26 protein-coding genes and 1 pseudogene are annotated in these 26,243 nt (G+C 69.5%); 13 read left to right on the top strand and 14 right to left on the bottom strand.

The window, feature by feature from the left end; translation table 11 throughout:
- Nucleotides 1–29 precede the first annotated feature (29 nt).
- From QE449_RS16575 to purH, 4 genes are all read left to right on the top strand, one after another.
- Nucleotides 30–1,265 (top strand): DUF5336 domain-containing protein, encoded by a 1,236-nt coding sequence (locus tag QE449_RS16575; RefSeq protein ID WP_307109175.1) that lies wholly within the window; start codon nucleotides 30–32, stop codon nucleotides 1,263–1,265.
- Nucleotides 1,266–1,324: 59 nt separating this feature from the next.
- Complete coding sequence (locus QE449_RS16570) at nucleotides 1,325–2,779, top strand: DUF6350 family protein (RefSeq protein ID WP_307109174.1); 1,455 nt, start codon at nucleotides 1,325–1,327, stop codon at nucleotides 2,777–2,779.
- Nucleotides 2,780–2,885: 106 nt separating this feature from the next.
- A complete protein-coding gene (gene purN / locus QE449_RS16565; protein ID WP_222629067.1) occupies nucleotides 2,886–3,530 on the top strand; it encodes a phosphoribosylglycinamide formyltransferase in 645 nt (214 codons plus the stop codon).
- Nucleotides 3,499–5,100, top strand: a complete 1,602-nt coding sequence (purH, locus tag QE449_RS16560; protein ID WP_051612967.1) for a bifunctional phosphoribosylaminoimidazolecarboxamide formyltransferase/IMP cyclohydrolase — start codon at nucleotides 3,499–3,501, stop codon at nucleotides 5,098–5,100. Before purN ends, purH begins: the two co-directional genes overlap by 32 nt.
- Nucleotides 5,101–5,157: 57 nt before the next feature.
- Here purH and QE449_RS16555 read toward each other — a convergent pair whose 3' ends face one another.
- A complete protein-coding gene (locus QE449_RS16555) occupies nucleotides 5,158–5,649 on the bottom strand; it encodes a glutathione peroxidase (protein ID WP_204866400.1) in 492 nt (163 codons plus the stop codon).
- Nucleotides 5,650–5,716: 67 nt separating this feature from the next.
- Between QE449_RS16555 and QE449_RS16550 the strand changes: the two genes are divergently transcribed.
- The 3 genes and pseudogenes from QE449_RS16550 (at nucleotide 5,717) to QE449_RS16540 (ending at nucleotide 9,469) form a co-directional block, all read left to right on the top strand.
- On the top strand, nucleotides 5,717–6,052 hold the full coding sequence (locus QE449_RS16550) for a hypothetical protein (protein ID WP_081821049.1): 336 nt from the start codon (nucleotides 5,717–5,719) through the stop codon (nucleotides 6,050–6,052).
- Between the two features lie 48 nt (nucleotides 6,053–6,100).
- Entirely contained in the window at nucleotides 6,101–7,504 is a 1,404-nt protein-coding gene (locus tag QE449_RS16545; RefSeq protein ID WP_204866402.1) for a sigma 54-interacting transcriptional regulator, read from the top strand.
- Nucleotides 7,504–9,469 (top strand): annotated as a pseudogene (locus QE449_RS16540) (hypothetical protein). Before QE449_RS16545 ends, QE449_RS16540 begins: the two are co-directional and overlap by 1 nt.
- Before the next feature lie 6 nt (nucleotides 9,470–9,475).
- Here QE449_RS16540 and QE449_RS16535 read toward each other — a convergent pair.
- Genes QE449_RS16535 through rpmB form a run of 6 tightly spaced genes read right to left on the bottom strand, consistent with a single transcriptional unit; the run spans nucleotide 9,476 to nucleotide 11,929 of the window.
- On the bottom strand, nucleotides 9,476–9,937 hold the full coding sequence (locus QE449_RS16535) for a hypothetical protein (RefSeq protein ID WP_027504144.1): 462 nt from the start codon (nucleotides 9,935–9,937) through the stop codon (nucleotides 9,476–9,478).
- A 53-nt stretch (nucleotides 9,938–9,990) separates the two neighbouring features.
- Nucleotides 9,991–10,917 (bottom strand): AEC family transporter, encoded by a 927-nt coding sequence (locus tag QE449_RS16530; RefSeq protein ID WP_056447002.1) that lies wholly within the window; start codon nucleotides 10,915–10,917, stop codon nucleotides 9,991–9,993.
- Nucleotides 10,918–10,948: 31 nt separating this feature from the next.
- Nucleotides 10,949–11,203: a 30S ribosomal protein S18 gene (gene rpsR / locus QE449_RS16525; protein WP_027504142.1), complete on the bottom strand. Its 255-nt coding sequence runs from the start codon at nucleotides 11,201–11,203 to the stop codon at nucleotides 10,949–10,951.
- A gap of 12 nt (nucleotides 11,204–11,215) precedes the next feature.
- Nucleotides 11,216–11,521, bottom strand: coding sequence for a 30S ribosomal protein S14 (rpsN, locus tag QE449_RS16520; protein WP_027504141.1), 306 nt, complete (start codon nucleotides 11,519–11,521; stop codon nucleotides 11,216–11,218).
- Nucleotides 11,521–11,691: a 50S ribosomal protein L33 gene (gene rpmG, locus QE449_RS16515; protein ID WP_027504140.1), complete on the bottom strand. Its 171-nt coding sequence runs from the start codon at nucleotides 11,689–11,691 to the stop codon at nucleotides 11,521–11,523. Before rpmG ends, rpsN begins: the two co-directional genes overlap by 1 nt.
- A 1-nt stretch (nucleotide 11,692) precedes the next feature.
- On the bottom strand, nucleotides 11,693–11,929 hold the full coding sequence (rpmB, locus tag QE449_RS16510) for a 50S ribosomal protein L28 (protein ID WP_027504139.1): 237 nt from the start codon (nucleotides 11,927–11,929) through the stop codon (nucleotides 11,693–11,695).
- A gap of 148 nt (nucleotides 11,930–12,077) precedes the next feature.
- Here rpmB and mrf point away from each other — a divergent pair, with 148 nt between their 5' ends.
- The 5 genes from mrf to QE449_RS16485 are packed head-to-tail and all read left to right on the top strand — an operon-like array spanning nucleotide 12,078 to nucleotide 15,486.
- Nucleotides 12,078–13,376, top strand: coding sequence for a ribosome hibernation factor-recruiting GTPase MRF (gene mrf, locus QE449_RS16505; RefSeq protein ID WP_056447005.1), 1,299 nt, complete (start codon nucleotides 12,078–12,080; stop codon nucleotides 13,374–13,376).
- A complete protein-coding gene (locus QE449_RS16500; protein WP_027504137.1) occupies nucleotides 13,373–13,630 on the top strand; it encodes a type B 50S ribosomal protein L31 in 258 nt (85 codons plus the stop codon). The genes mrf and QE449_RS16500 overlap by 4 nt, the downstream gene beginning before the upstream one ends.
- A gap of 3 nt (nucleotides 13,631–13,633) precedes the next feature.
- Complete coding sequence (gene rpmF / locus QE449_RS16495; RefSeq protein ID WP_056447007.1) at nucleotides 13,634–13,810, top strand: 50S ribosomal protein L32; 177 nt, start codon at nucleotides 13,634–13,636, stop codon at nucleotides 13,808–13,810.
- A gap of 17 nt (nucleotides 13,811–13,827) precedes the next feature.
- The gene (locus QE449_RS16490; RefSeq protein WP_027504135.1) at nucleotides 13,828–14,307 is read left to right on the top strand and encodes a cation:proton antiporter regulatory subunit; all 480 of its coding nucleotides are present in this window, start codon (nucleotides 13,828–13,830) and stop codon (nucleotides 14,305–14,307) included.
- Nucleotides 14,308–14,310: 3 nt separating this feature from the next.
- Nucleotides 14,311–15,486, top strand: a complete 1,176-nt coding sequence (locus QE449_RS16485) for a cation:proton antiporter (RefSeq protein ID WP_027504134.1) — start codon at nucleotides 14,311–14,313, stop codon at nucleotides 15,484–15,486.
- Here the strand turns inward: QE449_RS16485 and QE449_RS16480 are convergent.
- The 3 genes from QE449_RS16480 to QE449_RS16470 form a co-directional block, all read right to left on the bottom strand.
- Complete coding sequence (locus QE449_RS16480; protein WP_027504133.1) at nucleotides 15,401–15,934, bottom strand: DUF1992 domain-containing protein; 534 nt, start codon at nucleotides 15,932–15,934, stop codon at nucleotides 15,401–15,403. The genes QE449_RS16485 and QE449_RS16480 overlap by 86 nt on opposite strands.
- Before the next feature lie 27 nt (nucleotides 15,935–15,961).
- Complete coding sequence (locus QE449_RS16475) at nucleotides 15,962–18,346, bottom strand: ATP-binding protein (RefSeq protein WP_307109173.1); 2,385 nt, start codon at nucleotides 18,344–18,346, stop codon at nucleotides 15,962–15,964.
- Nucleotides 18,347–18,482: 136 nt separating this feature from the next.
- Nucleotides 18,483–19,733 (bottom strand): Ig-like domain-containing protein, encoded by a 1,251-nt coding sequence (locus QE449_RS16470; RefSeq protein ID WP_307109172.1) that lies wholly within the window; start codon nucleotides 19,731–19,733, stop codon nucleotides 18,483–18,485.
- A 124-nt stretch (nucleotides 19,734–19,857) separates the two neighbouring features.
- Here QE449_RS16470 and zwf point away from each other — a divergent pair, with 124 nt between their 5' ends.
- The gene (zwf, locus tag QE449_RS16465) at nucleotides 19,858–21,315 is read left to right on the top strand and encodes a glucose-6-phosphate dehydrogenase (protein WP_056447015.1); all 1,458 of its coding nucleotides are present in this window, start codon (nucleotides 19,858–19,860) and stop codon (nucleotides 21,313–21,315) included.
- Between the two features lies 1 nt (nucleotide 21,316).
- On the opposite strand, the gene QE449_RS16460 is transcribed toward zwf, so the two are convergent.
- The 4 genes from QE449_RS16460 to QE449_RS16445 are packed head-to-tail and all read right to left on the bottom strand — an operon-like array spanning nucleotide 21,317 to nucleotide 26,241.
- On the bottom strand, nucleotides 21,317–22,525 hold the full coding sequence (locus QE449_RS16460) for a lipase family protein (protein ID WP_307109171.1): 1,209 nt from the start codon (nucleotides 22,523–22,525) through the stop codon (nucleotides 21,317–21,319).
- A 6-nt stretch (nucleotides 22,526–22,531) separates the two neighbouring features.
- Nucleotides 22,532–23,824, bottom strand: a complete 1,293-nt coding sequence (locus tag QE449_RS16455; protein WP_222627678.1) for a hypothetical protein — start codon at nucleotides 23,822–23,824, stop codon at nucleotides 22,532–22,534.
- Nucleotides 23,811–24,923: a glycosyltransferase gene (locus tag QE449_RS16450; protein ID WP_285188033.1), complete on the bottom strand. Its 1,113-nt coding sequence runs from the start codon at nucleotides 24,921–24,923 to the stop codon at nucleotides 23,811–23,813. Before QE449_RS16450 ends, QE449_RS16455 begins: the two co-directional genes overlap by 14 nt.
- On the bottom strand, nucleotides 24,910–26,241 hold the full coding sequence (locus QE449_RS16445) for a hypothetical protein (RefSeq protein WP_307109170.1): 1,332 nt from the start codon (nucleotides 26,239–26,241) through the stop codon (nucleotides 24,910–24,912). The genes QE449_RS16450 and QE449_RS16445 overlap by 14 nt, the downstream gene beginning before the upstream one ends.
- Between the last annotated feature and the right edge of the window lie 2 nt (nucleotides 26,242–26,243).

The following is a 26,243-nucleotide window of genomic DNA, read 5'->3' as shown; positions in this document are numbered from 1 at the left end:
ACGACCAGCACCGAGGAAGAGGAATCGAGATGACCTTCTCACCAGGGGGACCCGACCACGACCACGGCCGGACGGACCCGCGGACGACCACCTTCGGAGACCCGTCCACGGAGACCGGGCAGGTCGACGACCGTTCAGCGTCGATCGACCGCACTGACGGCGCTGCGACCCCGTCCGTCGACGCGGACGCGGCCGGCGCCGACGACAACACGACCGAGCAGATCGCGGCGCGCACGACGCAGGTCGCCCGTATCGCGTCGTACGTCGTCATCGGCACCGGTGTCCTCGCGTTCCTGCTCGGTCTGTCCGCGCAGTTCGCGCTCGGCGGTGAGTCCTCCAACTTCTTCGAACGCGAGCTGGGCGACCCGACGTCCGTGGCGCTGCTCCTCCTCGCTGCGCTCGTCACGGCCGCGGGCCTCCTCCCGCGGCAGACGACGTCGCGGGGACTGGTCGCGGCGCTGTCCGTCACCGCGTTGCTCACGCTGATCTTCCAGCTGGTGAACCGCGGGGCGGCGTTCACCGCCTTCGGTGAGACCGTCCGCGTCGGTATCGGCATCGGGTCGATCCTGGTGCTGATCCTGGCCATCGTGCAGGTGGCCGCGGCCGTCGGTGCGCTTCTCGTCGACTCGGGAGTCGTGACGGTTCCGGCGCCGCGTCCGAAGCAGCAGCAGTTCGGCCAGCCGGGTGGCCCGGGACAGCAGGGTCCCGGCCAGCAGAACTACGGGCAACAGGCATACGGCCAACAGGCATATGGCCAGCAGGGCGCCTATGGCCAGCAGGGTTACGGGCAGCCACAGAGCTATGGCCAGCCGCAGGGTTACGGGCAGCCGGGTGCCTACGGGCAGCCGCAGGGATACGGGCAGCCGCAGGGTTACGGGCAGCCGCAGGGTTACGGGCAGCCGCAGGGTTACGGGCAGCCGCAGGGATACGGCCAGCAGGGTCAGGCGCAGCCCGGCGCCTACGGTCAGCAAGGGTACGGCCAGCCGCAGGGCTACGGATCGCCCTACAGCGCCCCGACCGAGCGCTACGGGCAGCCGGTCGGCCAGACCGCCGCGGACACCGCCCCCGCGCACGCCGCATCGGCGGAGTCCGCGACACCTCCCACCGGTGAGCAGTCGTCCGCGCAGCAGCCGAGCACGGAGGGGCACGCACCCGAGCAACAGGCACCCGAGCAACAGGCACCCGAGCAGCAGGCGCCCGAGCAGCAGGCACCGGAAGCCACCCGCGCACTCGACTTCGGCGATCGGTCGGACGACCGCCGCTGAACCACGTCGTCGGCGCGCCTAGGTTCTCCACCGCGCCGACGGTGAGAACCTGATCGGTGATGACCTCACTACTCGATCGCGAACCGCACACGCGGGGCCGTTTCGGTCCGAGTCCCGACGAGGCTCGAATGCTGCTCACCGTGGCGTTCCGGCCCGTCGGGCTACTCCTGGCCGTCGTCACGGCCGTGGTGCTGGTGACGCTCGTCTCCGCGAACAGCGACCTGACGGGGACGTTCGGAGCGTTGGCCGCCACGTGGCTGGCCGTGCATCAGGTGCCGCTGGGCATCGCCGGTGCGACGTTGTCGATCCTTCCGCTGCTGCCCACTCTCGTGCTGGTGCACGCGGTGTCGTCGGCGGTCGCGCGGCCACTGACCGACGCCTCCACCCGTCGCGACATCGGATGGGTCGTCGGCGCGGCGATCGCGGGTCCGCTCGCGATGGCGGCGGTGATGCTCGCGATGATTCACGACGCGTCCACCGTCATCGCCCTGAGCACGCCCAACGCACTCGCCACCTTCGGGTGGGTCATCCTCGTGCACGGCATCGGTGCGGCGATCGGCTGCATCCGCGGTACCTGGCCCTCACTCATGCGCACTGTGGTCCTGCCGCCGTGGCTCGCAGCGTCCTTCGCTCCCGCGGCGCGTGCCGGCGCGGTACTGCTCGCCGGTGGCGCCGTCGTCGTCGCCGCCTCTCTCGTGCTGTCCTTCTCCACGCTCGGCACGCTGCTCGAGTCCGGCGGCGGGATAGGCGGAGCGCTGGGTCTGACCGCGATCTCGGTGCTGTATCTGCCCAACATCGTGGTGGCGGCGTCGTCGGTCGTCACCGGGTCGTCCGCCCACGTGGGCGCGGCGATGGTCTCCGTCACCGAGACGACCGGCGGTCAGCTTCCTGCCGTCCCGGTGCTGGCAGTCATGCCCGAATCGTCGGCCCAGGTGTGGTGGCCGGTCATGCTCGTCGTCCCCGCACTCGCCGCCGTGGTGCTCGGGCGTGCGTGTGCTCGTGCGACGACGTCCCTGGTGGACGCGGTGCGCAGTGCCGCCGCCGCCGCGGTCTGCGTGAGCGTGGCGGCCGTCCTGATCGGCGTCGTCGCCGGTGGCTCGGTGGGAACGTTCGGCCATCTCGGTGTCGATGCGCCGCTCCTCGGCGTCACCACCTTCGCGTGGTGCCTCGTGGTGGGCGCGCTCACCGCGGCCGTCACCGCCTGGTCGATGCGGCGCCACGACATCCACGGATGGCACGAGGACAGCGAAGCCGAGGAGAGCGAATCCGACGACTCCGCGGGCACATCGATGCTCGGTGAGCCGGCCGCCCTCCCCGCAGCCCCGGACGCCGCGCCGACGGACACGGACATCGTGGAAGCCGAGACCGAAGCCGAGACCACCGACACCGACACCGACACCGTCGAGACCGAAGACGATGCCGTGGAGGCGGACGTCGTCGACGCCGAGATCGTCGACCTGCCGGACGAGTCGGCCGAGCCCGAGAAGCCCGGCGGCACCGACACCGCTCCCTGACGCGCGTCCTCCCCGAGCGAGGCCGATCGAGGAGGCGAATGGCGGCCGTCTAGGCTTCCTGTCGGCGTGATCCCACGCCGACAAAGCACCTGACCCGCCCGAGCAGCTGAGGAGAAGCACGCTGTCTGCCCCGCGTTCGACACCCGGGCGGGACCTCCCGGCCCGCGTCGTCGTCCTAGCCTCGGGGGTCGGATCACTGCTCGGATCGTTGGTCGAGGCCGCGTCCGCTCCCGAGTTCCCGGCCGAGGTCGTCGCCGTGGTGGTGGATCGGCCGTGCGGCGCCGAGAGCGCAGGGCTGCCGTCCCGGCGAGTGGCCGTGTCGGACCACGGTTCGCGTGCGGAGTGGGATGCCGCCCTCACCGAGGTCGTGGACTCCTGGTCACCGGATCTCGTCGTGAGCGCGGGATTCATGCGGATCCTCGGGCCGGTGTTCCTCGCACGCTTCGGTGGCCGCATCGTCAACACCCACCCCGCACTGCTGCCGTCGTTCCCGGGCGCGCACGCGGTGGCCGATGCCCTCGCCCACGGTGTGAAGGTCAGCGGGTCCACCGTCCACCTGGTGGACGACGGTGTGGACACCGGGCCCATCGTGGCGCAGGAAGCTGTTCCGGTGCTCGACGGCGACACCGAGGAGTCGCTGCACGAGCGCATCAAGATCGTCGAACGACGGCTGCTGATCGACGTGGTCGCCGCCGTCGCCACACGCGGAGTCATCACCGATGGACGAAAGGCCCAGATCCCCAGTGACTAACCCAGAGAACACGCGCGCCGTCTCGCGCGCACTCGTCAGCGTCTACGACAAGACCGGTCTGGACGAGCTGGCCGTGGGCCTTCACGCCGCCGGGGTGGAGATCGTGTCCACCGGATCGACCGCCGGGCGCATCGCCGCCGCGGGCGTGCCGGTGACTCGGGTCGAAGACCTCACCGGCTTCCCCGAGACCCTGGACGGCCGCGTGAAGACGCTGCATCCGCGCGTGCACGCCGGCGTCCTGGCGGACACGCGCAAGCCGGAACACCTCGCGCAGCTCGACGAGTTGGGCGTCGCTCCGTTCGAGCTCGTCATCGTCAACCTCTACCCGTTCACCGAGACGGTGGCGTCCGGTGCGAGTCCGGACGAGTGCGTGGAGCAGATCGACATCGGTGGCCCGTCCATGGTCCGCGCCGCGGCGAAGAACCATCCGTCGGTGGCGGTCGTGGTGGATCCCGCTCGCTACGCCGACGTGCTGACCGCGGTGCAGGGTGGCGGCTTCACGCTCGAGCAGCGAATCGCTCTGGCCGCCACGGCGTTCCAGCACACCGCAGCATACGACGTCGCGGTGGCGTCCTGGATGACCGACGTCCTCGTCGCCGGCGGTTCCGACGAGTCCGAGCACTTCCCGGCATGGATGGGCGCGACCTACGAGCGCGCCTCGGTTCTGCGCTACGGCGAGAATCCGCACCAGGCCGGCGCTCTGTACGTCGACCCGTCCGCTCCCGCCGGCATCGCGCAGGCGGAGCAGGTGCACGGCAAGGAGATGTCGTACAACAACTACACCGACGGTGACGCCGCCTGGCGTGCCGCGTTCGACCACGATCTCCCGTGCGTGGCGATCATCAAGCACGCCAACCCGTGTGGCATCGCGGTGTCGGCGTCCGGCTCCATCGCCGAGGCGCATCGCAAGGCGCACGCCTGCGATCCGGTGAGCGCGTACGGCGGCGTCATCGCGTCCAACCGCGAGATCACCGTCGAGATGGCCGAGCAGGTCGCCGAGATCTTCACCGAGGTCATCATCGCCCCGTCCTACGCCGACGGCGCGCTGGGAGTGCTGCAGCGCAAGAAGAACATCCGCGTCCTCGTGTGCGAGCCGCCGACGGCGGTGCCGGAGATCAAGCAGATCTCGGGCGGCCTGCTGCTGCAGGACCGTGACCGTCTCGACGCCGCGGGCGACGATCCGTCGGGGTGGACCCTGGCCGTGGGCGAGCCCGCCGACGAGGCAGTGCTGGCCGACCTCGAGTTCGCCTGGAAGGCGTGCCGCGCCGTCAAGTCCAACGCCATCCTCATCGCCGCGGACGGTGCGTCCGTGGGAGTGGGCATGGGACAGGTCAATCGGGTCGATTCCGCCGAACTGGCCGTGCGCCGCGCCGGCGACCGCACCACGGGCGCCGTGGCCGCGTCGGACGCCTTCTTCCCGTTCCCCGACGGCTTCCAGATCCTCGCCGCAGCGGGGGTGGCGGCGGTGGTGCAGCCCGGCGGATCGATCCGCGACACCGAGGTCGTGGAGGCAGCGCGCGAGGCGGGCGTGACCATGTACCTGACCGGGTCACGCCACTTCGCGCACTGACCTCTCCCGAACCTCGACCCCCCGAACTTCGACCCCCCGAACCTCGACCCCCCGGGCTCAGCCCTTAGCGAGAACCTTCTCGATGGGCTTCGCGAGCTTCTCCGGCTTGGTGGTCGGCCCGAAACGGTCGACCACCTTGCCGTCGGCGTCGATGAGGAACTTGGTGAAGTTCCACTTGATCCGGCTGCCCAGCACGCCCGACTTCTGGTCGCGCAGCCACTTGTAGAGCGGGTGCGCGCCGTCGCCGTTCACCTCGATCTTCTCGTGCATCGGGAACGTGACGTCGTACCGCAGCGAGCAGAAGTTCTTGATCTCGTCGGCGTCGCCGGGCTCCTGGTGCCCGAACTGATCGCACGGGAAGCCGAGAACCACCAGCCCCTGCGGCCCGTACGTCTTGTTCAGCACCTCGAGGCCCTCGTACTGCGGCGTGAATCCGCACTGCGAGGCGGTGTTGACGATGAGGAGCGGCTTGCCCTTGTAGGCGGCGAGGTCGACGGGCTCGCCGTCGATGGTCGTGGCGGTGAAGTCGTATGCACTGGTCTCGGTCACCGCTCGACGCTACCGGCAGGAGGCCACATCGTGTTTGGTCTGTTCTCGGCGAGGGTAGACGCGGGCCATGACTCAGGACCACCGTGACGGCGACCCGGACGGCGGAATGAAGGAGGGCAGCTCGGAGCGCGAGCCTCGCGACGACGAGCGGACCTTCCGCGCACACGCCGGCGAGGCCATCGCCGATGCCCGGAACTGGCCCGGCTACTTCCTCATCGCACTGGGCCTCGGGGCCATGGGTCTCGGGCTCACTGCCGCAGGAGGCGGTTTCGAGGGGTGGGTGATGATCCTGTTCCCGGCCACCGTGATCCTCTGGGCCGCCGGTCTGACGGTGATCCTGCTCGAACGCAAGCGCGTCAAGAACGCCGAGGGCAAGGACCTGACGGACCCGTCGGGGCACTGATCGAGCTGTGCACGTGCCGAAACGGCTCGACGCTCGTACGTTGGAAGGGTGACCCAGTCTCCCAGTAGTCGAGATCCACACCCGCGCGCGACCACCCTCGGTGAACTCCGCGCGTCGGGACACGTCCAGAAGACAGTCAAGAACGAACTCCGCGACAACCTGCTCGACGCCCTGCGCGAGGGCCGCGACGCATGGCCCGGCATTCTCGGATTCGAGAACACCGTCCTTCCGCAGATCGAACGCGCACTCCTCGCCCAGCACGACGTCGTTCTCCTCGGCGAGCGCGGGCAGGGCAAGACCCGCCTGCTCCGTACCCTCGCCACGCTGCTCGACGAGTGGACGCCCGTCATCGACGGCTCCGAGCTCGGTGAGCATCCCTACGACCCCATCACCCCCGCCTCGATCCGCCGGGCAGCCGAACTCGGCGACGATCTGCCGGTGTCCTGGCGCCATCGCTCCGAGCGGTACTCGGAGAAGTTGGCGACCCCGGACACATCGGTGGCCGACCTCGTCGGCGACGTCGACCCCGTGAAGGTCGCCGAGGGCCGCAGCCTGGGCGATCCGGAGACAATCCACTTCGGCCTCGTGCCGCGTACCCACCGAGGAATCGTGGCGATCAACGAGCTGCCCGACCTCGCCGAGCGCATCCAGGTGTCGTTGCTCAACGTGATGGAGGAGCGCGACATCCAGATCCGTGGCTACACGGTGCGGTTGCCCCTCGACGTGCTCCTCGTCGCGAGTGCGAACCCGGAGGACTACACCAACCGCGGTCGGATCATCACTCCGCTGAAGGACCGGTTCGGCGCCGAGATCCGCACCCACTATCCGATCCTGCTGACCGACGAGATCGCGGTCATCGAGCAGGAGGCCGACCTCACCGCGGTCGTGCCGCCGCACGTGCTCGAGGTGCTGGCGCGGTTCACCCGGCTGCTGCGTGAATCGCCGTCGGTCGACCAGCGTTCCGGCGTCTCGGCTCGGTTCGCCGTCGCCGCCGCCGAGACCGTCGGCGCGGCCGCCGTGCACCGTGCCGCCGTGCTGGGCGAGTCCGATCCGGTGGCCCGTCCCGTCGACACCCAGACGATCGTCGACGTCCTGCGGGGCAAGGTGGAGTTCGAGTCGGGCGAGGAGGGACGGGAGATCGAGGTCCTGAACCACCTGTTGCGGCGGGCCACAGCCGACACCGCACGGGACTCGCTCGGCGGTATCGACCTTAGCCCTCTCGTCACGGCCGTCGAGCAGGGTGAGCCCGTGATCACCGGTGATCGAGTCACCGCGAAGGTGCTGCTGAACGAGTTGCCGGATCTTCCTGTCATCGACGAGATCGCCGAGCGTCTGGGCGCGACCTCCGACGGTGAGCGCGCCGCGGCCGTCGAGCTCGCGCTCGAAGGTCTCTACCTCGCACGTCGCATCGGCAAGGACACCGGCGACGACGGGCAGACGGTGTACAGCTGATGGCGGGCCACAACTCCCGGTACGGGCCGTACGTCGACGGTCCGGATCCGCTGGCACCACCCGTCGATCTGCGGGAGGCGCTCGACGCGATCGGTCAGGACGTTCTCGAAGGTGCGTCGCCGCGCCGCGCGATGCAGGAGATGTTGCGTCGCGGGACGAAGAACATGCGCGGCCTGGACGATCTCGCCGCGCGGGCGAACCGTCGTCGGCGGGAACTGCTGAAGAACAAGAATCTCGACGGCACCCTGCAGGAGGTGCGCGAGCTGTTGGACGAGGCGGTCCTCGAGGAGCGCAAGACCCTGGCCCGTGCTCTGGACGACGACGCCCGCTTCCAGGAGATGCAGATCGCCGAACTGCCTCCGTCGACGGCGCAGGCAGTGCAGGAGCTCGCCGACTACGACTGGCGCAGCAGCGAGGCGCGGGAGAACTACGAGAAGATCAAGGATCTGCTCGGCCGCGAGGTGCTCGATCAACGCTTCAAGGGCATGAAGCAGGCACTCGAGGGGGCCACCGAGGAGGACCGTGCTCGGGTCGCCGAGATGCTGTCCGATCTCAACGACATGCTCGACGCCCATGCGCGCGGGGAGAACACCGACGAGCAGTTCGAGAAGTTCATGCGCGATCACGGTGAGTTCTTCCCCGAGAATCCCGAGACCATCGACGACCTGATCGATGCTCTCGCGGAGCGGTCCGCGGCAGCGCAGAGGCTGCGGAACTCGCTCTCCCGCGGAGCAGCGTGCCGAGCTGGACGCGTTGGCGCAGCAGGCCTTCGGCAGCCAGGACCTGATGGACCAGCTGTCGCGACTCGACGCGAATCTGCAGTCGGCCCGGCCGGGGGAGGACTGGGACTCCGCCCAGAAGTTCCGCGGTCAGGAGGGCATGGGACTCGGCGACGGGACCGGTGTGCTGCAGGACATCGCCGAACTCGAGGAGCTGGGGGACCAGCTCTCGCAGCAGTACAACGGTGCGGCGCTCGACGACATCGACGCCGATGCGTTGCTGCGCCAACTGGGTCCGGAGGCGGCCGCGGACGCGCGGACGTTGGCGGACCTGGAGAAGGCGTTGCAGCAGGAGGGTTTCCTCGACAAGGGGGCCGACGGACAGTGGCGCCTGTCCCCGAAGGCCATGCGGCAGTTGGGACAATCGGCTCTGAAGGACGTCGCGGGCGGCATGGCATCGCGCCGCGGTGAGCGTGACACCCGCCGAGCGGGCGCGATGGGCGAGCCCACCGGTGCGTCGCGCGCCTGGGAGTTCGGCGACACCGAGCCGTGGGACGTCGTCCGGACGGTGACCAACGCCGTCCTGCGCACCGCGACGGAACCTCGCGGAGACGGCGAGACCGGAGTGCGTCTGGCCGTCACCGACGTCGAGATCAGCGAGACCGAGCAACGGTCACAGGCCGTGGTGGCCCTGCTGGTGGACACGTCGTTCTCCATGGTGATGGAGGGTCGCTGGGTTCCGATGAAGCGGACGGCGCTGGCGTTGAATCACCTCGTCAGCACGCGGTTCCGCGGCGACGATCTGACGATGATCGGTTTCGGACGACACGCGCAGACGCTCACACCGTCGGAACTGGCGGGGCTCGACGGCGCGTGGGACCAGGGCACCAACCTGCACCACGCGCTGATGCTGGCCACGGCGCACCTGCGGCGCAATCCCAACGCCCACCCCGTGGTGCTCATCGTCACGGACGGCGAGCCGACCGCCCATCTCGAACCGGACGGCCACGCCTTCTTCGATTATCCGCCGCATCCGCGGACCCTCGGGTTGACGGTCAGGGAGCTCGACACCCTGGCGAAGATCGGTGCGCAGGTGACGATCTTCCGGCTGGGAGACGACCCCGGACTGGCCCGCGTCGTGGACCGGATGGCCCAGCGCGTGGGCGGGCGGGTCGTCGCACCCGATCTGGACGGACTCGGTGCCGCGGTGGTGAGCGACTATCTGAGCGCCCGCAGGAAGCGCTGAGCCGGCTCAGGTCCCGTTGAGCACCGTGCGGGTGCCCACCGGGGCCGCGAGCTGCAGCTCCATGGTCCCGTACACGGCGATCATGATGCAGGACTTGTCCTTCGCGGATTCGAGGGTGCCGGTCCGGACGGTGACCACCACCGTCTCCTCGGTCTCCTCCACGGTCGCGTCGGCGCCGTAGCACTCGGGAGTGCCGGTGACGAAGTGCACCGCGATCCGGTTGCCCGGCAGCGCGGTCCACGCCTCGAACGGCGTGGACTGCGCCATCACCAGCGACGCGCCGGGTGTGAACTCGGTGCCCACCTGGTCCGCGGCCACCTCGTGGGGAACCGGCGGTGAGCCGGGGACGGGCACGAGGTCGGTGGGGGACGCCGCGCCGGTCTCGAGGTCGCCGGCGTCGCCGGGGTCGGAGGAGCCGCATCCGCCGAGTGCGACACACAACAGCAGCCCCAGGGCGAACGACCTCATGACCTCCACGGTAGCGCGGCCGCGCGCGGGCCCGGCCGAGCTCGCTCCCACGGTCACGCGAGCAGCGCGGCGACGAGGGCGATGACGGGAACGGACACCAGCGTCGTGACGAACGCGGTGTCGCGTGCCAGCACGGTTCCGCGGCCGTAGCGGGTGGCGTAGATGAACACGTTCTGCGCGGTGGGAAGCGCTGCGATGACCACCACGGCGAAGAGGTCGTGGCCGTCGATGCGCCACACCCACCGCGCCAGGACGTAGGTGAGGACGGGCAGCACGGCCATCTTGAGAAAGGTCGCCAGCGCGACGTCGCGGCGCGGTCCGGCTCCCCGCTCGAGCACGCGTACGCCCTGCAACGACATGCCGAAGGCGAGAAGGGCGCCGGGAACGCTGGCGCCGCCGAGCAGTGCGAACGGCTGCATCACGGGGTCCGGCAGGCTCAGACCCGTCACGGCGAGCGCCAGTCCGGCGAGGCCGGCGAGGACGATCGGGTTGGTGAACGGGGCTGCCACGACACCGACCAGCGAGGTGCCGCGCGACGACGTCGAGACGTCCAGGATCGTCAGGGCCAGCGGCGAGTAGATCATGATCTGGAAGAGCAGCAGCGGCGCGACGAACGAGGCGTCGCCCAGGACGTACACGGCGATGGGGATGCCGAGGTTGGCCGCGTTGACGTAGGACGCGGCGAGTGCCCCGATGGTGGCCTCGGGGACCGTGCGCTTCGTGATCGTCAGGGCGATCACCAGATACAGAGCTCCGACCAGCAGAGCCCCCACGGCCGTGATGGCGAGTGTGGGGGAGAAGATCACCGACAGGTCGGCGCGGGCGAGGGTGTCGAACAGCAGCGCCGGAGTGGCGACGAAGAACACCATCCGCCCCAGAACGAGTCCGCCGGACTCACCGAGTACGCCCGTACGGGCGACGACGTAGCCGATGAAGACGACCACGAAGATGACGGTGAATCCGGCGAGAACTCCTGACACGGGGGGCCTGTCAGCCCCTACCGGTCGACACTCAGCGGGTGGTGAACGGAAGGAGCGCCATCTCGCGTGCGTTGCGCACGGCGGTGGCGACCTGACGCTGCTGCTGGGGGGTCAGCCCGGTGACACGGCGGCTACGGATCTTGCCGCGATCGGAGATGAACTGACGCAGCAGGTTCACGTCCTTGTAGTCGACCTCGGTGATGCCCGCCGCGATGAGCGGGTTCTTCTTGGGCTTGCGATCCTTCTCGACCCGATCCTTCTTGGACGGGCCCCTCTTCACTGCCATGAGTTCTCCATCTCACCAACTGCTCTTGTGGACGCCGGGAAGTTCCCCGCGATGTGCTCTCTCTCGAACGCCGATGCGGGAGAGTCCGAATTTCCGGAGGTACCCGCGCGGGCGACCGTCCGCAGCGTCTCGATTGCGCAATCTTACCGGACTCGCATCGCGCGGTAGACGCTGGAGAGCCCGCTGCGCCGCGAACCGGTCCTCGTCGCTCGTCGAGGGCCTCCGGATCAGCTCTTTCAGCTCGTGGCGACGTGCCGCGTGGCGGGCGACGATCTCGGCCCGCTGGGTGTTGCGGGCGATCTTCGACTTCTTGGCCATCAGCGTTCCTCCCGGAAATCGACGTGTCGACGCACGACGGGGTCGTACTTGCGCAGGACCAGTCGGTCGGGATCGTTGCGCCGGTTCTTCCGGGTGACGTACGTGTGGCCGGTGCCGGCGGTCGACGTCAGTTTCACGATCGGCCGGACGTCGGTGCTCTTGCTCGCCATGTCAGAACTTCTTTCCGGCCGCGACGAGCCGCGTGACGACGGAGTCGATGCCGTCGCGGTCGATGGTCTTGATCCCCTTCGCCGAGACCGTCAGCCGCACTCGTCGGCCGAGGCTCGGTACGAAGTAGGTCTTGTGCTGCACGTTGGGGTTCCACCTCCGACTCGTGCGGTGGTGGGAGTGCGAGACGGACTTCCCGAAGCTCGGGACCCGTCCTGTGACGTCGCAGTGCGCGGACATCGCGAACCCTTCCTCTCTGTCGACTGGTGACCGGTGACTTTATCGACAACAGTTGTCGACAAGCGCTGTATCGGAACTGTACGCTCGGACGCCGGTAACTGACAATCGTTGTCGACAAATCGAAGAACCGAAAGGACGTGCAGTGCCGATGGAGAACCTCGAGGCGCCCGACAGGAGAACGCCCCTGGTCGTGGTGTGCGGGCCGGAGGATCTCGGCGCCGCGGTGAGCGCGACGTTCCAGGAGCCGGGCACGATCGTCCTGCACCACGACCTCTCCGACGCCACCGTCGGTGTCGTGCGGCGGCGGACGGTCCGGGTGGACGACGACGCCACGCCGACCACCCGGGTCGTCGACCTGGCGGGTCTCGGGTGCTGCGTCTCCTGCCTGCTGCGGGAGGATCTGCTCCCCCTGCTGCGATCGGTCTCCGCGGACTCGTCCGTGCGACGCATCGTCGTCCGGGTCGATCCCTCGCTGGAGGTCGAGGCGATCTGCTGGGCGATCGAGAACACCGTCGTCACCGGCATGGTCGGCCGGGTGGACGCCACGGCGTCGCGAGACGTGCGCATCGAGGCGGTCGTCGGCTGCGTCGACGGCGCGACCTGGTTGTCCGACGCCACCGGCGACGAGCTCGTCGGCGAACGGGCGTTCCCGCCCGGGCCCGACGGCGGTCAGGTCGTGGATCTTCTCGACGACCGCACCGTCGCGCAGGTCGCCGTCGGCACCGTTCGAGGGTCCGATCTGCTGGTCGTCGCGGACACCGGAGTCGATCGGTGGGACGCCGCGCGCCTAGACGCGGTACTGGCGCGGCTCGCACCACGCGCGCCGCGGGTCTGGATCCTGCCGGGCGAACGTCCGCGAGACCTGCTGGCCCGCGTTCCGGCGACGGCGCGGCGAGGACTCGTCGACGACGCCCACGCGCCACTGCTCGACGGGCAGCCGCCGCTGTCGGCGGAGTGCGGCGTCACCCTGGTCGAGTTCACGGACCGACGGCCGTTCCACCCGGGCCGGCTGCACGACGCGATCGATGTTCTCCTCGACGGTGTCGTCGCCACCCGCGGTCGGCTGTGGGTGGCCACGCAACCCGACGCCGTGCTGTGGCTCGAGTCCGCCGGCGGTGGGCTCCGGGTTGCCTCCGCGGGCTCGTGGCTCGCGGCCATGGCACCGGACGACTACGAGGAGGCGCCCACCGCCCGCCGCGCTCTCGCCGCACTCGCATGGGACGAGGAGTACGGGGACCGCGCGCAGTCGCTGGTGGTGCTGGTGCACGAGGCAGATCCCGAGCACGTGTACGCGGCGCTGTCCGACGCGCTGCTCACGCCGGACGAGCTCGAGACTCCCGAGCTCTGGGCCGAGTGGGCCGACCCTTTCGGGCAGTACCACGAAGATCCCTGCGAGACAGACAGTTCCGCCGTCGGGGCGGACGACGACAGACGGGCTGCACAGTGAAGAAGAACGTACATCCGGACTACCATCCGGTCGTATTCCAGGACTCCGGGACGGGATCGATGTTCCTGACGAGGTCGACCGTCACCAGCGATCGCACCGTCGAGTACTCGGACGGTCGCACATATCCGCTGGTGGTCGTCGACGTCACCAACGAGTCGCACCCGTTCTGGACCGGCGCGGCGCGGGTGATGGACACGCAGGGACGCGTCGAGAAGTTCGAGCGTCGCTACGGCACCCGCACGAGAAAGGCCTGACCCGTGGCTGTTCCCAAGAGGAAGATGTCCCGCTCGAACACGCGCAGTCGACGCTCGCAGTGGAAGGCGACGCCGCCGGATCTGGTGTCCGTCACCGTCGGCGGCGTGACGCACCGGGTGCCGCGTCGGCTGGTGAAGGCGGTGCAGACGGGACTGTTGGACCCGTCACGACTGACCTGAGGGGCTAGCATCGCCGCATGAACGTCGACGTCACCCTGCTTCCCGGCATCGGGGTACGCAAGGATTTCGCGCTGTCCACGGGGCGACGCATCGGGGTCATCACGCGCAAGGACGGCACGAACGAGCTGATCGTGTCGAAGAAGGAGGACCCGGACTCGACGCAGGCGTCGATCACGCTGACGAACGAGGAGGCGGCGGCGCTCGGCAACCTGCTGGGCACGCCGCAACTCGTCGCGCAGCTGGGGGAGGAGCACCGCGACCTCCCCGGTATCCGGACCCGGCAGTTGCCGATCCACGAGGGATCCCGCTTCGACGGCCGACTTCTCGGCGACACCGCCATGCGGACCAAGACCGGTGTGTCCATCGTGGCGGTCATGCGGGCGGGGCAGGTCCAGCCGTCGCCGCCGCCGAACTTCACCCTCGTCTCGGGCGACCTGCTCGTCGTCGTCGGAACGAGCGACGGTCTCGATCACGCAGCGAAGATCCTCGGTAGCTGACGGGTGGGAGAGACTGCGCTCGGACTGACCGAGCTGGGCGCTGTCTTCTTCGCGCTGGGGTTGCTCGCCAGGCTCGCTTCGCGGATCGGCATGTCCCCCATCCCGTTCTATCTGCTCGCCGGGTTGTTCTTCGGCAACGGCGGCATCGTCGAGCTCGACGGCATCGACGACTTCACCCATCTCGCGAGCGAGATCGGCGTGGTGCTGCTGCTCCTGCTCCTCGGACTCGAGTACACCGCGAACGAACTGGTCACCGGGCTGCAACGGTCGTGGACCGCGGGCCTGGTCGACCTGGTGCTGAACTTCGTGCCCGGTGCGGTGACAGCGCTGATTCTCGGCTGGGGACCGATCGGCGCCCTGGTGCTCGGCGGTGTCACCTACATCTCGTCGTCCGGCATCGTCGCCAAGGTGCTCGGTGACCTGGGCCGACTGGGCAACCGCGAGACGCCCGTCGTGCTGTCCATCCTGGTGTTCGAGGACCTCATGATGGCGCTCTATCTGCCGATCCTCACCGCGGTGCTCGGCGGCGTCAGCATTCTCGGCGGCGCCGAGGCCGTGGGGATCTCCCTGTTGGTCGTCGCCGTCGTGCTGGTCGTCGCACTGCGGTACGGGTGGGTGGTGTCGAAGGTGGTCGCCAGCCGGGACCGAGAGGTGGTGCTGCTGAAAGTCTTCGGGCTCGCCCTCCTGGTGGCCGGAATCGCGTCGGCGATGCAGGTGTCCGCGGCCGTGGGGGCGTTCCTGCTCGGGATCGCCATCTCGGGATCCACCGCCCAGGCCGCCACCCGGGTGCTCGAGCCCTTGCGTGACCTGTTCGCGGCCATCTTCTTCGTCGTGTTCGGGTTCAACACCGACCCGCGCTCGATCCCGCCCGTCCTCGGGTACGCGGTGCTGCTCGCGGTCATCACTGCGGTGACCAAGGTGGCCACCGGCGCGTGGGCCGCGAAGCAGATCGGCGTGGGACAGCTGGGCCGGATGCGTGCCGGGGCAGCACTGATCGCGCGCGGCGAGTTCTCCATCGTCATCGCGGGTCTGGCCGTCGCGGCCGGCGCCGTGGAGAGCGAGCTGGCCGCACTCGCCACGGCCTACGTGCTGATCATGGCCGTCGCCGGACCCATCGCAGCCAGGGTCGTCGAGCCCGTGACGCTGCGCGTGCTGGCGGCGCGGGGTCCGACGTCATGAGACCGGCCTGTTGCAGCGATGCCTTCTTCGCCGCGAGCGCTGCCCGAGCCGCTGACCGGTCCCGGGTCCACTGCGCGACCACCTCGTCGGCGTCGACGCGGCCGATGGGTACCTGAGGTCCCACGGGCGCCCGCAGCCAGTCCATGATGCGCGCGTTCAGATCCTTGACGATCGCACGGACCGCGTCCTCGGACCGTACGTCCCGCAGCGCCTCCGGGAGACGCTCGACCTCCTTGCGCAGGCGGAGCGGCGTCGGCAGAAGAGCATCGCCCGAGAGGTTCTCGCGCTTCAGATACCCCCGCACCCAGGACAACTCGTCGGTGCTCGACGGCGGGATCGGCTTGCCGAGGCCCGGCAGGTTCTCGAAGGCGCCGTTCTCCTGAGCGGACGCGATCTGCCGGTCCACCCACGTCTGGACACTGATGTCCGACGGCTTGCGTTCCGTCATGCGACGAGACCTCCTGCGCTGCTGTGCCTATCCGACGGGGTCGGACCCGAGCTCCTCCACGAAGTCGCGGACCAGTTGCTCCGCGATCACCCGAGCCTTGACGTTGGCGGCCTGACTCATCGTCGCGATGTGGTCGAAGGCCGCCTCCGGCGACATCCGCTGCGTGACCATCAGCAGGCCCACTGCCTGACTCAGGACACTGCGGCTGTCGAGCGCCGTGCGCAGCGAGGACACCTCGCGTTGCGCGCTGCCGAGCAGCTGCTCCCGCAACCGGGCGAGCTCCAGGTGCACCCGGACACGTGCGACGAGCTCCGCCGGCTGGAACGGCTTGGTCACGTAGTCGTCCGCACCGAGGCGGAGGCCTTCGACGACCGACTCGGATCCCGCACGTGCACTGAGCAACACGATCGGGACGCGCACCAACCGGCCGTCGGACCTCGCCTCGTCGACGAGCGAGAGACCGGAGCGTCCCGGCAGCATGATGTCGCTGACGATGACGTCCGGCGGGTGGGCGCGGGCGTGCGCCATCGCGGAGTCGACATCGGCGAACATGGTCACGTGCCAGTTCTGTTCGCGGAGCAGTCCGACGAGGTAGTCGCGCATGTCGGCGTTGTCCTCGACGAGCACCACCTGGCGCTGATCGGGTGTCGGATCGGTCCGGACGCCGTCCAGCGGTCGCCAGGTGTCGGCTTCACCGATGTACCCGGCGCCCAACGCTTCCGCGACCTCCTGTGTGGTGGCGTCGGAGGCGGGCGGCGCGGACGCCACCGTGCGGGGAAGCGTCACGGTGAACGTGGATCCCGTGCCGTCCGGACCGTCGCTCACGTCGATGGTGCCGTGCAGGGCGGCCACGAGGTCGCGCACCAGGGAGAGTCCGACGCCGGACCCCTCGCGGCTGCGACCGGCGGCGGCCGCGACCTGATAGAACCGGTCGAAGATCTTCGCTCGGTCGGCCTCGGGGACACCCGGTCCCGTGTCCGTGACCGTCAACGTCACCGTGTCCGCGTCGTCTCGCAGGCTCACGGTCACCGATCCCGCCGTCGTGAACTTGACCGCGTTGGACACCAGGTTCATCACCACGTGAGTCCACATCGTGCGGTCCATCTCGGCGAAGCGGTGGGTGATGCCGTCGAGTGCGAGGTGCAGTTCCACGCCGGCCCGCGCCGTCGCGTCGCGGAACATCGAGGCGCAGTCCGTGGTGAGCGAGACGATGTCGGTCGGTTCGAGAGACACGACGAATCCGTCGGCATCGCCGCGGGCGACGTCGAGCAGGGTGTCCACCAGTCGCTGCAGTCGCAGTGCCGCGCGCCGCGCGGTCTGCAGCGATCGCACCCGGTGCGGCGGCAGTGGGTTCTCCTGGTCGTCCACCACGTCGCCCAACGGACCCAGGAGCAGTGTCAGCGGGGTGCGGAACTCGTGGCTGACGTTCTCGAAGAACCGGGTCTTGGCAGCATCCAGCTCTTCCAGGTCGCGAGCCCGGCGGCGTTCTGCCGCATACGAGTACGCATCCGTCAGCGCCGTCGAGATGCGTCCGGCCACCAGATCGAGGAACACGCGGTACGGCTCGTCGAAGCGCCGCAACGCGCTGATGCCGGCCACGAGAACGCCGACGGGTCGGCCCGACGACGCGTGCAGGGGGAGCACGACGGCGGTCGTGCCCACGATCTCGCCGACACCGCTCGTGCTGACGCGATCGATCACGCCGCGATCGACGGTCGTGGCGGTGTGCGGCCGACCGGGGAGCGTCGTGGACGTCGAGGCGACGGGACGGATCTCGCCGAGTTCCGCGTCGTGGGTGGTGCGGAGGTGGATGGACGCGAACGGCACGTCGGCCTCGTTGCCGGCGAGCAGGTCCAGTGACGCCCGGCAGACGTCGTCGATGTCGCGGGGGGCCACGGAGATCGAGCCCAGCTCGTGCAGCACCGACATGCGGCGCTCCGCCAGCACCTGCTGGGTCACGTCGGTGGTGGCGACGAAGACCCCGTTCACCGTGTCGCCGGAACCGAGGATCGGGCTGTAGGAGAACGTGAAGAACGTCTCCTCGAGGTAGCCGAAACGGTCCAGCAGGACGCGCTGACGGGTGCGATGGACGGCGGTGCCGCGCAGGGCGTCGTGCGCCAACGGGCCGAGCTGCTCCCAGCCGACGCGCCAGCAGTCCGCGGCGCGCTGGCCCACGGCCTCGGGAAACAGGTCGCCTGCCATCGGGGTGTAGGCGTGGTTGAAGAGCTGGACCAGATCCTCGCCCCACCACACGAGCTGTCCCACCTCGGACGGGAACAGCGTGCGGATGGCGGTCACCAGTGCGTCCGGCCAGTTCTCGACCGGTCCGAGTGACGTCGTCGACCAGTCGAACTCGCGATGGGCGGTCGAGGTGGCGTCCGTGCCGGGGAACAGCTCGTCGCGGGTCGTCACGCGACCACGTGCATCATGCGAGCACACCCGTCATGCGCTGTGTGCTGTCGTCGTCCCCGGCATTCCTGATGAACCTTCCTCGCGCGTCTCCGTACAGTGTAAAGGTGCGCGCGGGGTGGTGACGACCGCGAGCGGATCAGGCCAGCGCACTCCCGGCGAGCCACTCGGACCACGGGACGCTCCAGTCACCGTTCTGCCACTGCTGCAGCGGTGCACCGCCGGTGTCGCGCACCTCGACGACGTCGCCGGGCACCGAGAAGTCGTAGAACCAGGACGCGTTGGCCCGGCTCAGGTTGAGGCAGCCGTGCGAGACGTTGGTGTTGCCCTGCGCCCACACGGTGTCCTCGAGTTCGTGCAGGTAGATGCCGTCGTTGCTGATGCGCGTCGCGTAGTTGATCGACTCCTTGTACCCGAGGCGCGAGTTCACCGGCAGCCCGTACGTCGAGGAGTCCATGATCACCGGGTTCGCCTTGTCCAGCACGGTGTAGACGCCGGGCTGAGTCCAGAACGTCAACGTCTGGCCACCGACGGTCTCGCTGCCGCCCATGCCCATCGACGTGGGCATGGTGCGCACGAGCGTGCCGTTCTCGTACACCTCTACCTGCTTGGTGTCGTCGTCGGCGACGGAGACGTGCGAGTCGCCGATGGTGAACGACGTGGTGACGTCCTCCTGTCCGAAGAGGCCCTCACCGACCTCGACGCCGTACACCTTCGCGGAGATGGTCACCGCGGTTCCGGGCGTGTAGTAGTTCTCCGGCCGCCAGTGGACGTTCTGGTCGTCGGCCCAGTACCAGGATCCGGTCACGGCGGGCGTGGTCTGGACGGACAGCGTGCGCTCGGCGGCGGCGCGGTCACCGATGGGCTCGTCGAAGTGCACCACCGCGACGATGCCGACGCCGAAGGTGCCCCCGTCCGTGAGCAGGTTGCCGCCCGATGTCACGAAGGACGGCAGCGTGTAGTTGTCCGGCTCCACGGTCGTGAACGTGCTCGTCTGCTCGTGCGCGGCGCCGTCGGTCGCCTCGGTGTCGATCTCCAGTGAGTACTGCTTCCCGTAGCCGAGCGTGGTGGCCGGCTTCCAGGTGGATCCGTCGGGTGTCACGACCCCGTCGACGACGACACCGTCCGCGTTCGTCATCCGCACCGCGGTGATGGTGCCGTTCGACGCCGTCACGCTCACCGGCGCGAGCGGGTTGACGTCGGCCGCGCCGTCCGGCGGGTCGAGGGCGAGGGTCGGCGCGGGTGCGGCCTGCGTCGTCTCCGGCGCGCCGCCGGAATCACCTCCCGAGCCGCCGTCACTCGATCCGATGGTGCAGGCCGAGGCCAGCAGCATCACGAACGCGAGGCACGCCAGGAGAACGGTGCGGAGAAGGGCAGGACGGGACGACATGCAGGTGCTCCGTAAGGTGCGGAATCGGGCAGCGCGACGACACGGCGCTGACCACCACGGTAGCGCGTGCGCGGCGCTCACCCCCGCCGAGCGGGAGTGCGGGTTCGATGGAAGCATCGCGGGCATGACCACGACTCGCCGCCGATCCTCCGTCCCGGACGCGTTGCCGCCCCAGGTGGTCGTCCTCTTCGGTGCCACCGGAGACCTGGCCAAACGCAAGCTGCTCTCGGGGATGATGCACCTCGTCCTGTCCGAACTGGCGCCGCGGATGCGCGTCGTCGGTACGTCGTTGCAGGAGATGACGTCGGACGAGTTCCGGGCGATGGCGAAGGAGGCGATCGAGCAGTTCTCCACGCGCACACCGACGGAGGACGAGTGGGATCGCTTCGCGACTCGCCTGACCTACGTGCCCCAGACCGCCGGCCCGCAGGCGTTGTCGGACGCGGTGGCAGCGGCGGAGAAGGAACTCGGGGACGGCGTGCAGCGGCTGCACTATCTGTCGGTACCGCCGTCCGCGGCGCTCGCCGTCATCGACATGCTCTCCGAGGCGACGCTCGTCGAGCGGGCCCGCATCATCATGGAGAAGCCGTTCGGCACCGATCTCGCCAGCGCCGTCGCGCTCAACGCGGCTGTGCACGAGACCTTCGCCGAGGAGCAGATCTTTCGCATCGACCACTTCCTCGGCAAGGAGCCGGCGCAGAACATCCTCGCGTTCCGCTTCGCCAACGGTCTCTTCGAGCCGATCTGGAACCGCACGTTCATCCAACACGTGCAGATCGACGTGCCCGAGACTCTCGGACTGGACGGCCGCGCCGGCTTCTACGAGTCGACGGGTGCCTTCAAGGACATGGTGGTGACCCACCTGTTCCAGGTACTGGCCTTCACGGCCATGGAACCGCCCACCGCGCTGGAACCCGAGGCGATCAAGGAGGAGAAGAACAAGGTCTTCCGCTCCATGCTTCCCCTCGATCCGCGGAACGTCGTGCGCGGCCAGTACTCCGGCTACCGCAGCGAGAAGGACATCGCCCCCGACTCGGACACCGACACCTTCGTCGCCCTGAAGTGCCACATCGACAACTGGCGGTGGGCGGGTGTGCCGTTCTATCTCCGGACCGGCAAGAAGCTGGCCGAGGGGCAGCGCATCATCTCGATCGCGTTCCGGGAGCCGCCCAAGTCGATGTTCCCGGCGGGCTCCGGCGTCGGCGCCCAGGGGCCGGACCACCTGACCTTCGACCTCACCGACTCGTCGAAGGTGTCGCTCTCCTTCTACGGTAAGCGGCCGGGCCCGGGCATGCGCCTGGACAAGCTCAGCATGCAGTTCGCGCTGCACGAGACGGAGAGTGCCGCAGACGTTCTGGAGGCGTACGAGCGGCTGATCCTCGATGCGATGCACGGGGATCACACGCTGTTCACCACGTCCGAGGGCATCGAGCGGCTGTGGGAGGTCTCGGCACCGCTGCTCGAGGACCCGCCGCCCGTCCGGTCCTACGCGCCGGGATCGTGGGGTCCCAACGCGATCCACAGTCTGGTCGCGCCCGACGCGTGGCGGCTGCCGTTCGAGCGCGAGTGGCGCGGGGAGTGACCTAGTTGCAGGTACTCGGCGCCGGTGTCCCGGCGAACCGGCCGTCCAGCCATTCCGCCGGCGCACTTCCGAGGTTCAGGATGCCGTGGCCCTGCCCCGGTGCCTCGCGGAGCTCGATGGTGTCGCCGAGTGCGCACGCTCGCTGCACCGCGGCCACCGTCCACTCCGGGAGTGCGAGTCGATCCAGTTCGCCGTAGCCGACGAACATGGGCGCGGTCGCCGCGGCGCCCGGCACTCCGGCCTCGGTGAGCCACGCGCGCAGACGATCTGCGGCGGCCTCGTCCACCGGTGCGTAGTCCGCCGGTGTGACAGACTCGGCGATCGCGCTCTCGAGCCCGTCGTTCTCGCCCTCGCAGGCGGCGAAGACGTCCCGGCGTTCGTACAGCACACCGCGGAGGTAGTCGGTCACCTGGAGGTCGGGGTGCGCGACGGACAGCCCTGTCAGGACCGACGGCACCAGCACGACCTGTTCGGCGGTGAGTGTTCCGGCCACCATCGCGTCGACGAGCGGGCTCAGGTCGGTCGCGGGGGACATGCTGATGGTGCCGACGAGGCGGAGTCCGTCGCCGTAGTCGGCGGCCCGTTCGTTGGCGGCCCACACCGCCTGCCCGCCCTGGGAGACGCCGTAGCCGATCCAGGAGTCGGACGCCGTCGGTTCCACCTCGCGCGCTGCGCGCACCGCGTCGATCACGTTGTTGCCGGCCGTGGCGGCATCGAGGTACGGGTGCGGCCCCGGGGTGCCCAGGCCCTCGTAGTCGGTCATGGCGACCACGTAACCGTTGGCGAGGAACGGGATCACGGTGGTGAGCGCCCCCAGCAGCCCGATGTGGGTGGACGGCGCGCACCGACTGTCGGTACCGGTGGTCGCGTGGCCGACGGCGACGACCGGCCACCCACCCGCCGGTGGGTCGCCGCGAGGAACGAGGACCAGCCCGCTCACCTCGGTGGCGGAGCCGTCGATGCCGGAGGTCGAACGGTAGAGCACCGTCTTCGACACCGCTGTCAGGGTGGCGAGTGCGGGATAGCCCGCGAAGTCACGAGGGGTGCCCAGCAGTGAGCCCGCGGCGACGTCGGTGAGAGAGTCGACGGAAGTCTCCGGGGCCGACTCTCCCGGCAGCCCAGCGCAACTCGCGCAGAGGACGGCCAGCACCGACAGCCAGGTCAGCGCGACCTGGCGGCGCGCGGTCGTCGTCCCGATGATCGCGGCCACCGCACGTCACTCCCCGTCGGAGCGCAGGTCGGCGGTGTTCCGGCTCAGCAAACCGACAGGATCGGCACACGCGCGGGCGAGGGCACGGTCGACCGTCTCGGTCTCGATCATGCCGCTGCAGAACGACGCCGAGTACGAACGTCCGCCCTGGACCTGCGAGACGAGGATCGAGATGCCGTCCGGGCCGTCGGGTTCGAGAGAAGCCGTCATCTGACGGGGCCGACCGTCGTCGAGCCAGGGAAGGTGGTCGTAGATCGAGAGGGTGCCCAGGTCGCTCACCGCGAGTCGCGGTCGGTCGGGCACCGTGACGACGTCCTCGCTCGGCGCCGGTGCCGGGGCCGTCCGGTGACCCTTGAGAGTTGCTCGGGCATCGGCCATTCCGAGCACGGCGATGGGCCAGCCGGAGTCGATGACCTGCTTCATGACACCGGCGACGTCACCCGGCGTCGGCAGCACGGGCAGGCGGACCGGGATACCGATCGCGAAGTTGCCGTGTTCCGCGCGGTGCTTCTCGTCGAGGTACCGGCGGCAGTTGAAGAGGATCATGACGTGCTCGTCGAGGGGGACACCCTCGGAGCGCAGAGCGGCGACGAGCAGAGCGACCGACACCGACGCGCCGGTGGCGCCCGGCGCGTTCGCCTTCGACCACGATCGCAGTTCCGCCACCTGCTCGGGACGCATGTAGGCCGCGCGCGTGGTCTTCGACGATTCCCAGTGCTCGATACGGCGCGTCGGCGCCCCGTCGGCCGTCGCGTCACGCCGTTTGTGGACGGCGCGTAGGCGCCGGAAGTCCTGCAGGGCACGAGGGTTGGATCGGTAGTGCCGCCGCAGAGCACTCCACGTGGCGCTTCTCGGCAGCGACGGCGCCATGCTGCGTGCGATCGCGAAGCCGGGGTCGCTCGCGGCGGCGCCGACCAGCAGTACACCGAGCTGACCGTCGCCCACGCCGTGGGAGTAGTGGACCACGGCGTAGTCACCGCACAGCACGATCTCCACGGGGGCGCGTACACCGTCGCGGGTGCGCACCCGGTCCATCAGCTCACCGAGGTCGTCGGTGGCCAGATCCGGCCTGCTGGTGACGGCAGTGCCGGCGCCGATGTCGGTGCGGTACGCCCAGTTCCGACTGTCCGAGCGGGGATCGAGCCGGATGCGGGAGGTGGGGGACGCGTTCTCCGCCGCGGCGAGCATCGCCCGCGCGGCGTCGACGTCGAGACCCGCCGTCGGCCCGACGACGGCGAGGGTCTGCGCGGACGCGAAGGTGCGGTCGAGTTCGGTCGACGGGTACTCAGACTGCGGCATCGATCACCTCCTGCATTCGTGAGCGGAAGTTGGCTCGCGAGAAGCCTTCCGCCCAGACGCGGATCTGCGCTCGATCGAACTGGGCCGGGTCGAACGACGTCATGGCGTCGGCGAAACCGGTGACGATCTCGTCGTCGGTACCGGGCTGCACGTGCAATCCGGTGGTGCCGTGGATGACCGAGTCGACGGCACCACCCTCACCGAGCGCGATGACCGGGGTACCGGTGGCCATCGACTCGACGGGAACGATGCCGAAGTCCTCGATGCCGGGCATCAGCAGTGCACGCGTGGAGCGGTGGAGCTCGAGCAGCTTCTCGTGCGAGACGCGGCCGAGGAACACCGTCTTCGGTCCGGCGAGGGCGCGGCACTGCTCCATCGCGCGGCCGTCGCCGGCGACGATGAGCGGTACGTCCGCCAGGGCTGCCGCACGGATCGCGATGTCGGGACGCTTGTACGGCACCAGGCGACCGGCGAGCAGGAAGAAGTCCTCACGCTCCACCGTCGGATCGGGAGTGAAACCCTCGGTGTCGACGGGTGGGTGCACCACCACGGCGTCGTCTCGTCCCCACCAGCGCGAGATGCGGTCCGCTACGGCGGTCGAGTTGGCGACAACGGTGGTCAGACGCGGCGCGGCTCCTGTCTCGCAGCGCCGTGCGACGGCCGACAGTGCCGTGAGGATCGCGGCACCTGCGCGGCCGCCGCCCTCACCCGCCCGCAGTTCCGGATCCCACGCCCAACGCGCCGGGCTGTGCACGTAGGCGATGACGGGAGCGTCGGTCGCGTGCACGGCCTGCGTCGCGAAGGCGTGGTGGCTCACGACGACGGCCTCGGCGTCGCGCAACGGCAGACGACGGAACACCGTCGGCATCAGCGGCAGGACCGGGGCGTAGGACCGCTGACCGATGCCGTTGTAGATCGAGTTGAGCCACGTGGTGTTCGGCGGCGTGGTCAGCCCGGCGGGAGTTCCCTCGGGACGGGCGATGGGTGCGTACACGCGCGCACCCGGCCACTGCAGAGCGAGCTGTTCGACGACGTGCTCGGATCCGGCGATCTCGGTGAAGCGCTCGTGGACGATCGCGATCTTGTCAGTGTCTGGCATTGTGTCCGACCTGTTCCTCGGGGCGCTGGGAGGCCGTGCGTCCACCCGGAGCGGGATCGGACCGGCGCTTGCGGCCGGACGGTTGCACGACGAGGTGAGTGTGGATGCCGAACGTCCGCAGCTGCTTCAGCACTCCCTCGGCAGCTCGGCGGTCGCGTCCACCGGACGACAGTAGTACCACCGCGGTCTCGACGTCGTGCACGTCGACGAAGGTCCACCACTCGCTCGTGAGGTCGGCCCCGACGAGTGCGTCCGGGTGGCGGGGCTGCCCGCCCGTGGAGAGGGAGGTGGGAGCCGGATACACGGCGTCGTCACCGACGAGTACCAGCACGTTCTGCTCGATGCGGCCGTGGGCGGCGTGCCGAGCGCCGGCCGATCGGGTGCCGTTGCCGTTGCTGCCGTTGCCGTTCGACGACGGCGCGCCCCGGTCCGACGCGGCCACCGTCGCGGCGACGATGGGCGGCAGGCCCGTGGTCACCTTCGGATCGAAGTCGGCCTGGTACTTGCGAGCGACGCGGCGGGCCCACGCGGGCCGCGGACGACGCCCGAGTCGACTGCGCAGCAACACGATCAGCTCGGCGGCGACGATGAACGCCACCAGGCCCGCGACGGAGGCCTCCGAGGCCGGCATCGGTGAGACGGGGGCGGTGCTCTGCTCGGGCACGGCGAGCACCACCAGCTGGTTCCCGCCGCCCGTGCTCTGGAGCTGTGTCAGCTGGTCGCGGAGGTCGGCGAGCGACTGGTCCGATGCGGAGCGGGCAGGGTCGCCCGGGATGAGCTGGGAGTTGCGGGCTTCCTCGGCCGCGATCGAGGCTTGAACCTGCTCGAGCTGCCCCTGTGCGTTGCGGGCGGCGTTGGCCGACGACGCCTGCGACACCGTGGTCACCGTGGTGCGGGCGACCTCGAGGGCGAGCTCGGGGGAGTCCGCGGTGACGGTGAAGGTGAGCAGCGCCGGCGACGTTCCCGGGGCGAGCTCGAGGTGGGAGGCGAGCTCGCCGGCGTCCCAGCCTGTGTCGACCTGCGACAGCACCTGATCGAGCACGTCGTTGTCCGCGGCCAGCCCGATGAACGGGGCGCGCAGCTGCTCGATGAACGCGTCGCCGGGGATCACCTCGCCGGTCGCCCGGATCTCCGTCACGACGGATGCCGCGTACTGCTTCTCGGTGCCGTACTCGCGGAGGGCGAAGACGCCGGCGCCGACGATCAGCGCGATGATCAGAGCGGGAAGGAACGCGCGTCCCAGTTCCCGCATGTGCCCGGCGAGATCTATCGGCGGAGGTACGTCTCCGCGGTGCACGGGGTCGTCTACGGGCGCCAACC

Origin of the sequence: Rhodococcus sp. SORGH_AS_0303, assembly GCF_030819335.1 — a bacterium.
Taxonomy (GTDB): Bacteria; Actinomycetota; Actinomycetes; order Mycobacteriales; family Mycobacteriaceae; genus Rhodococcoides.
This window is presented reverse-complemented; position numbering and strand designations above follow the sequence as displayed.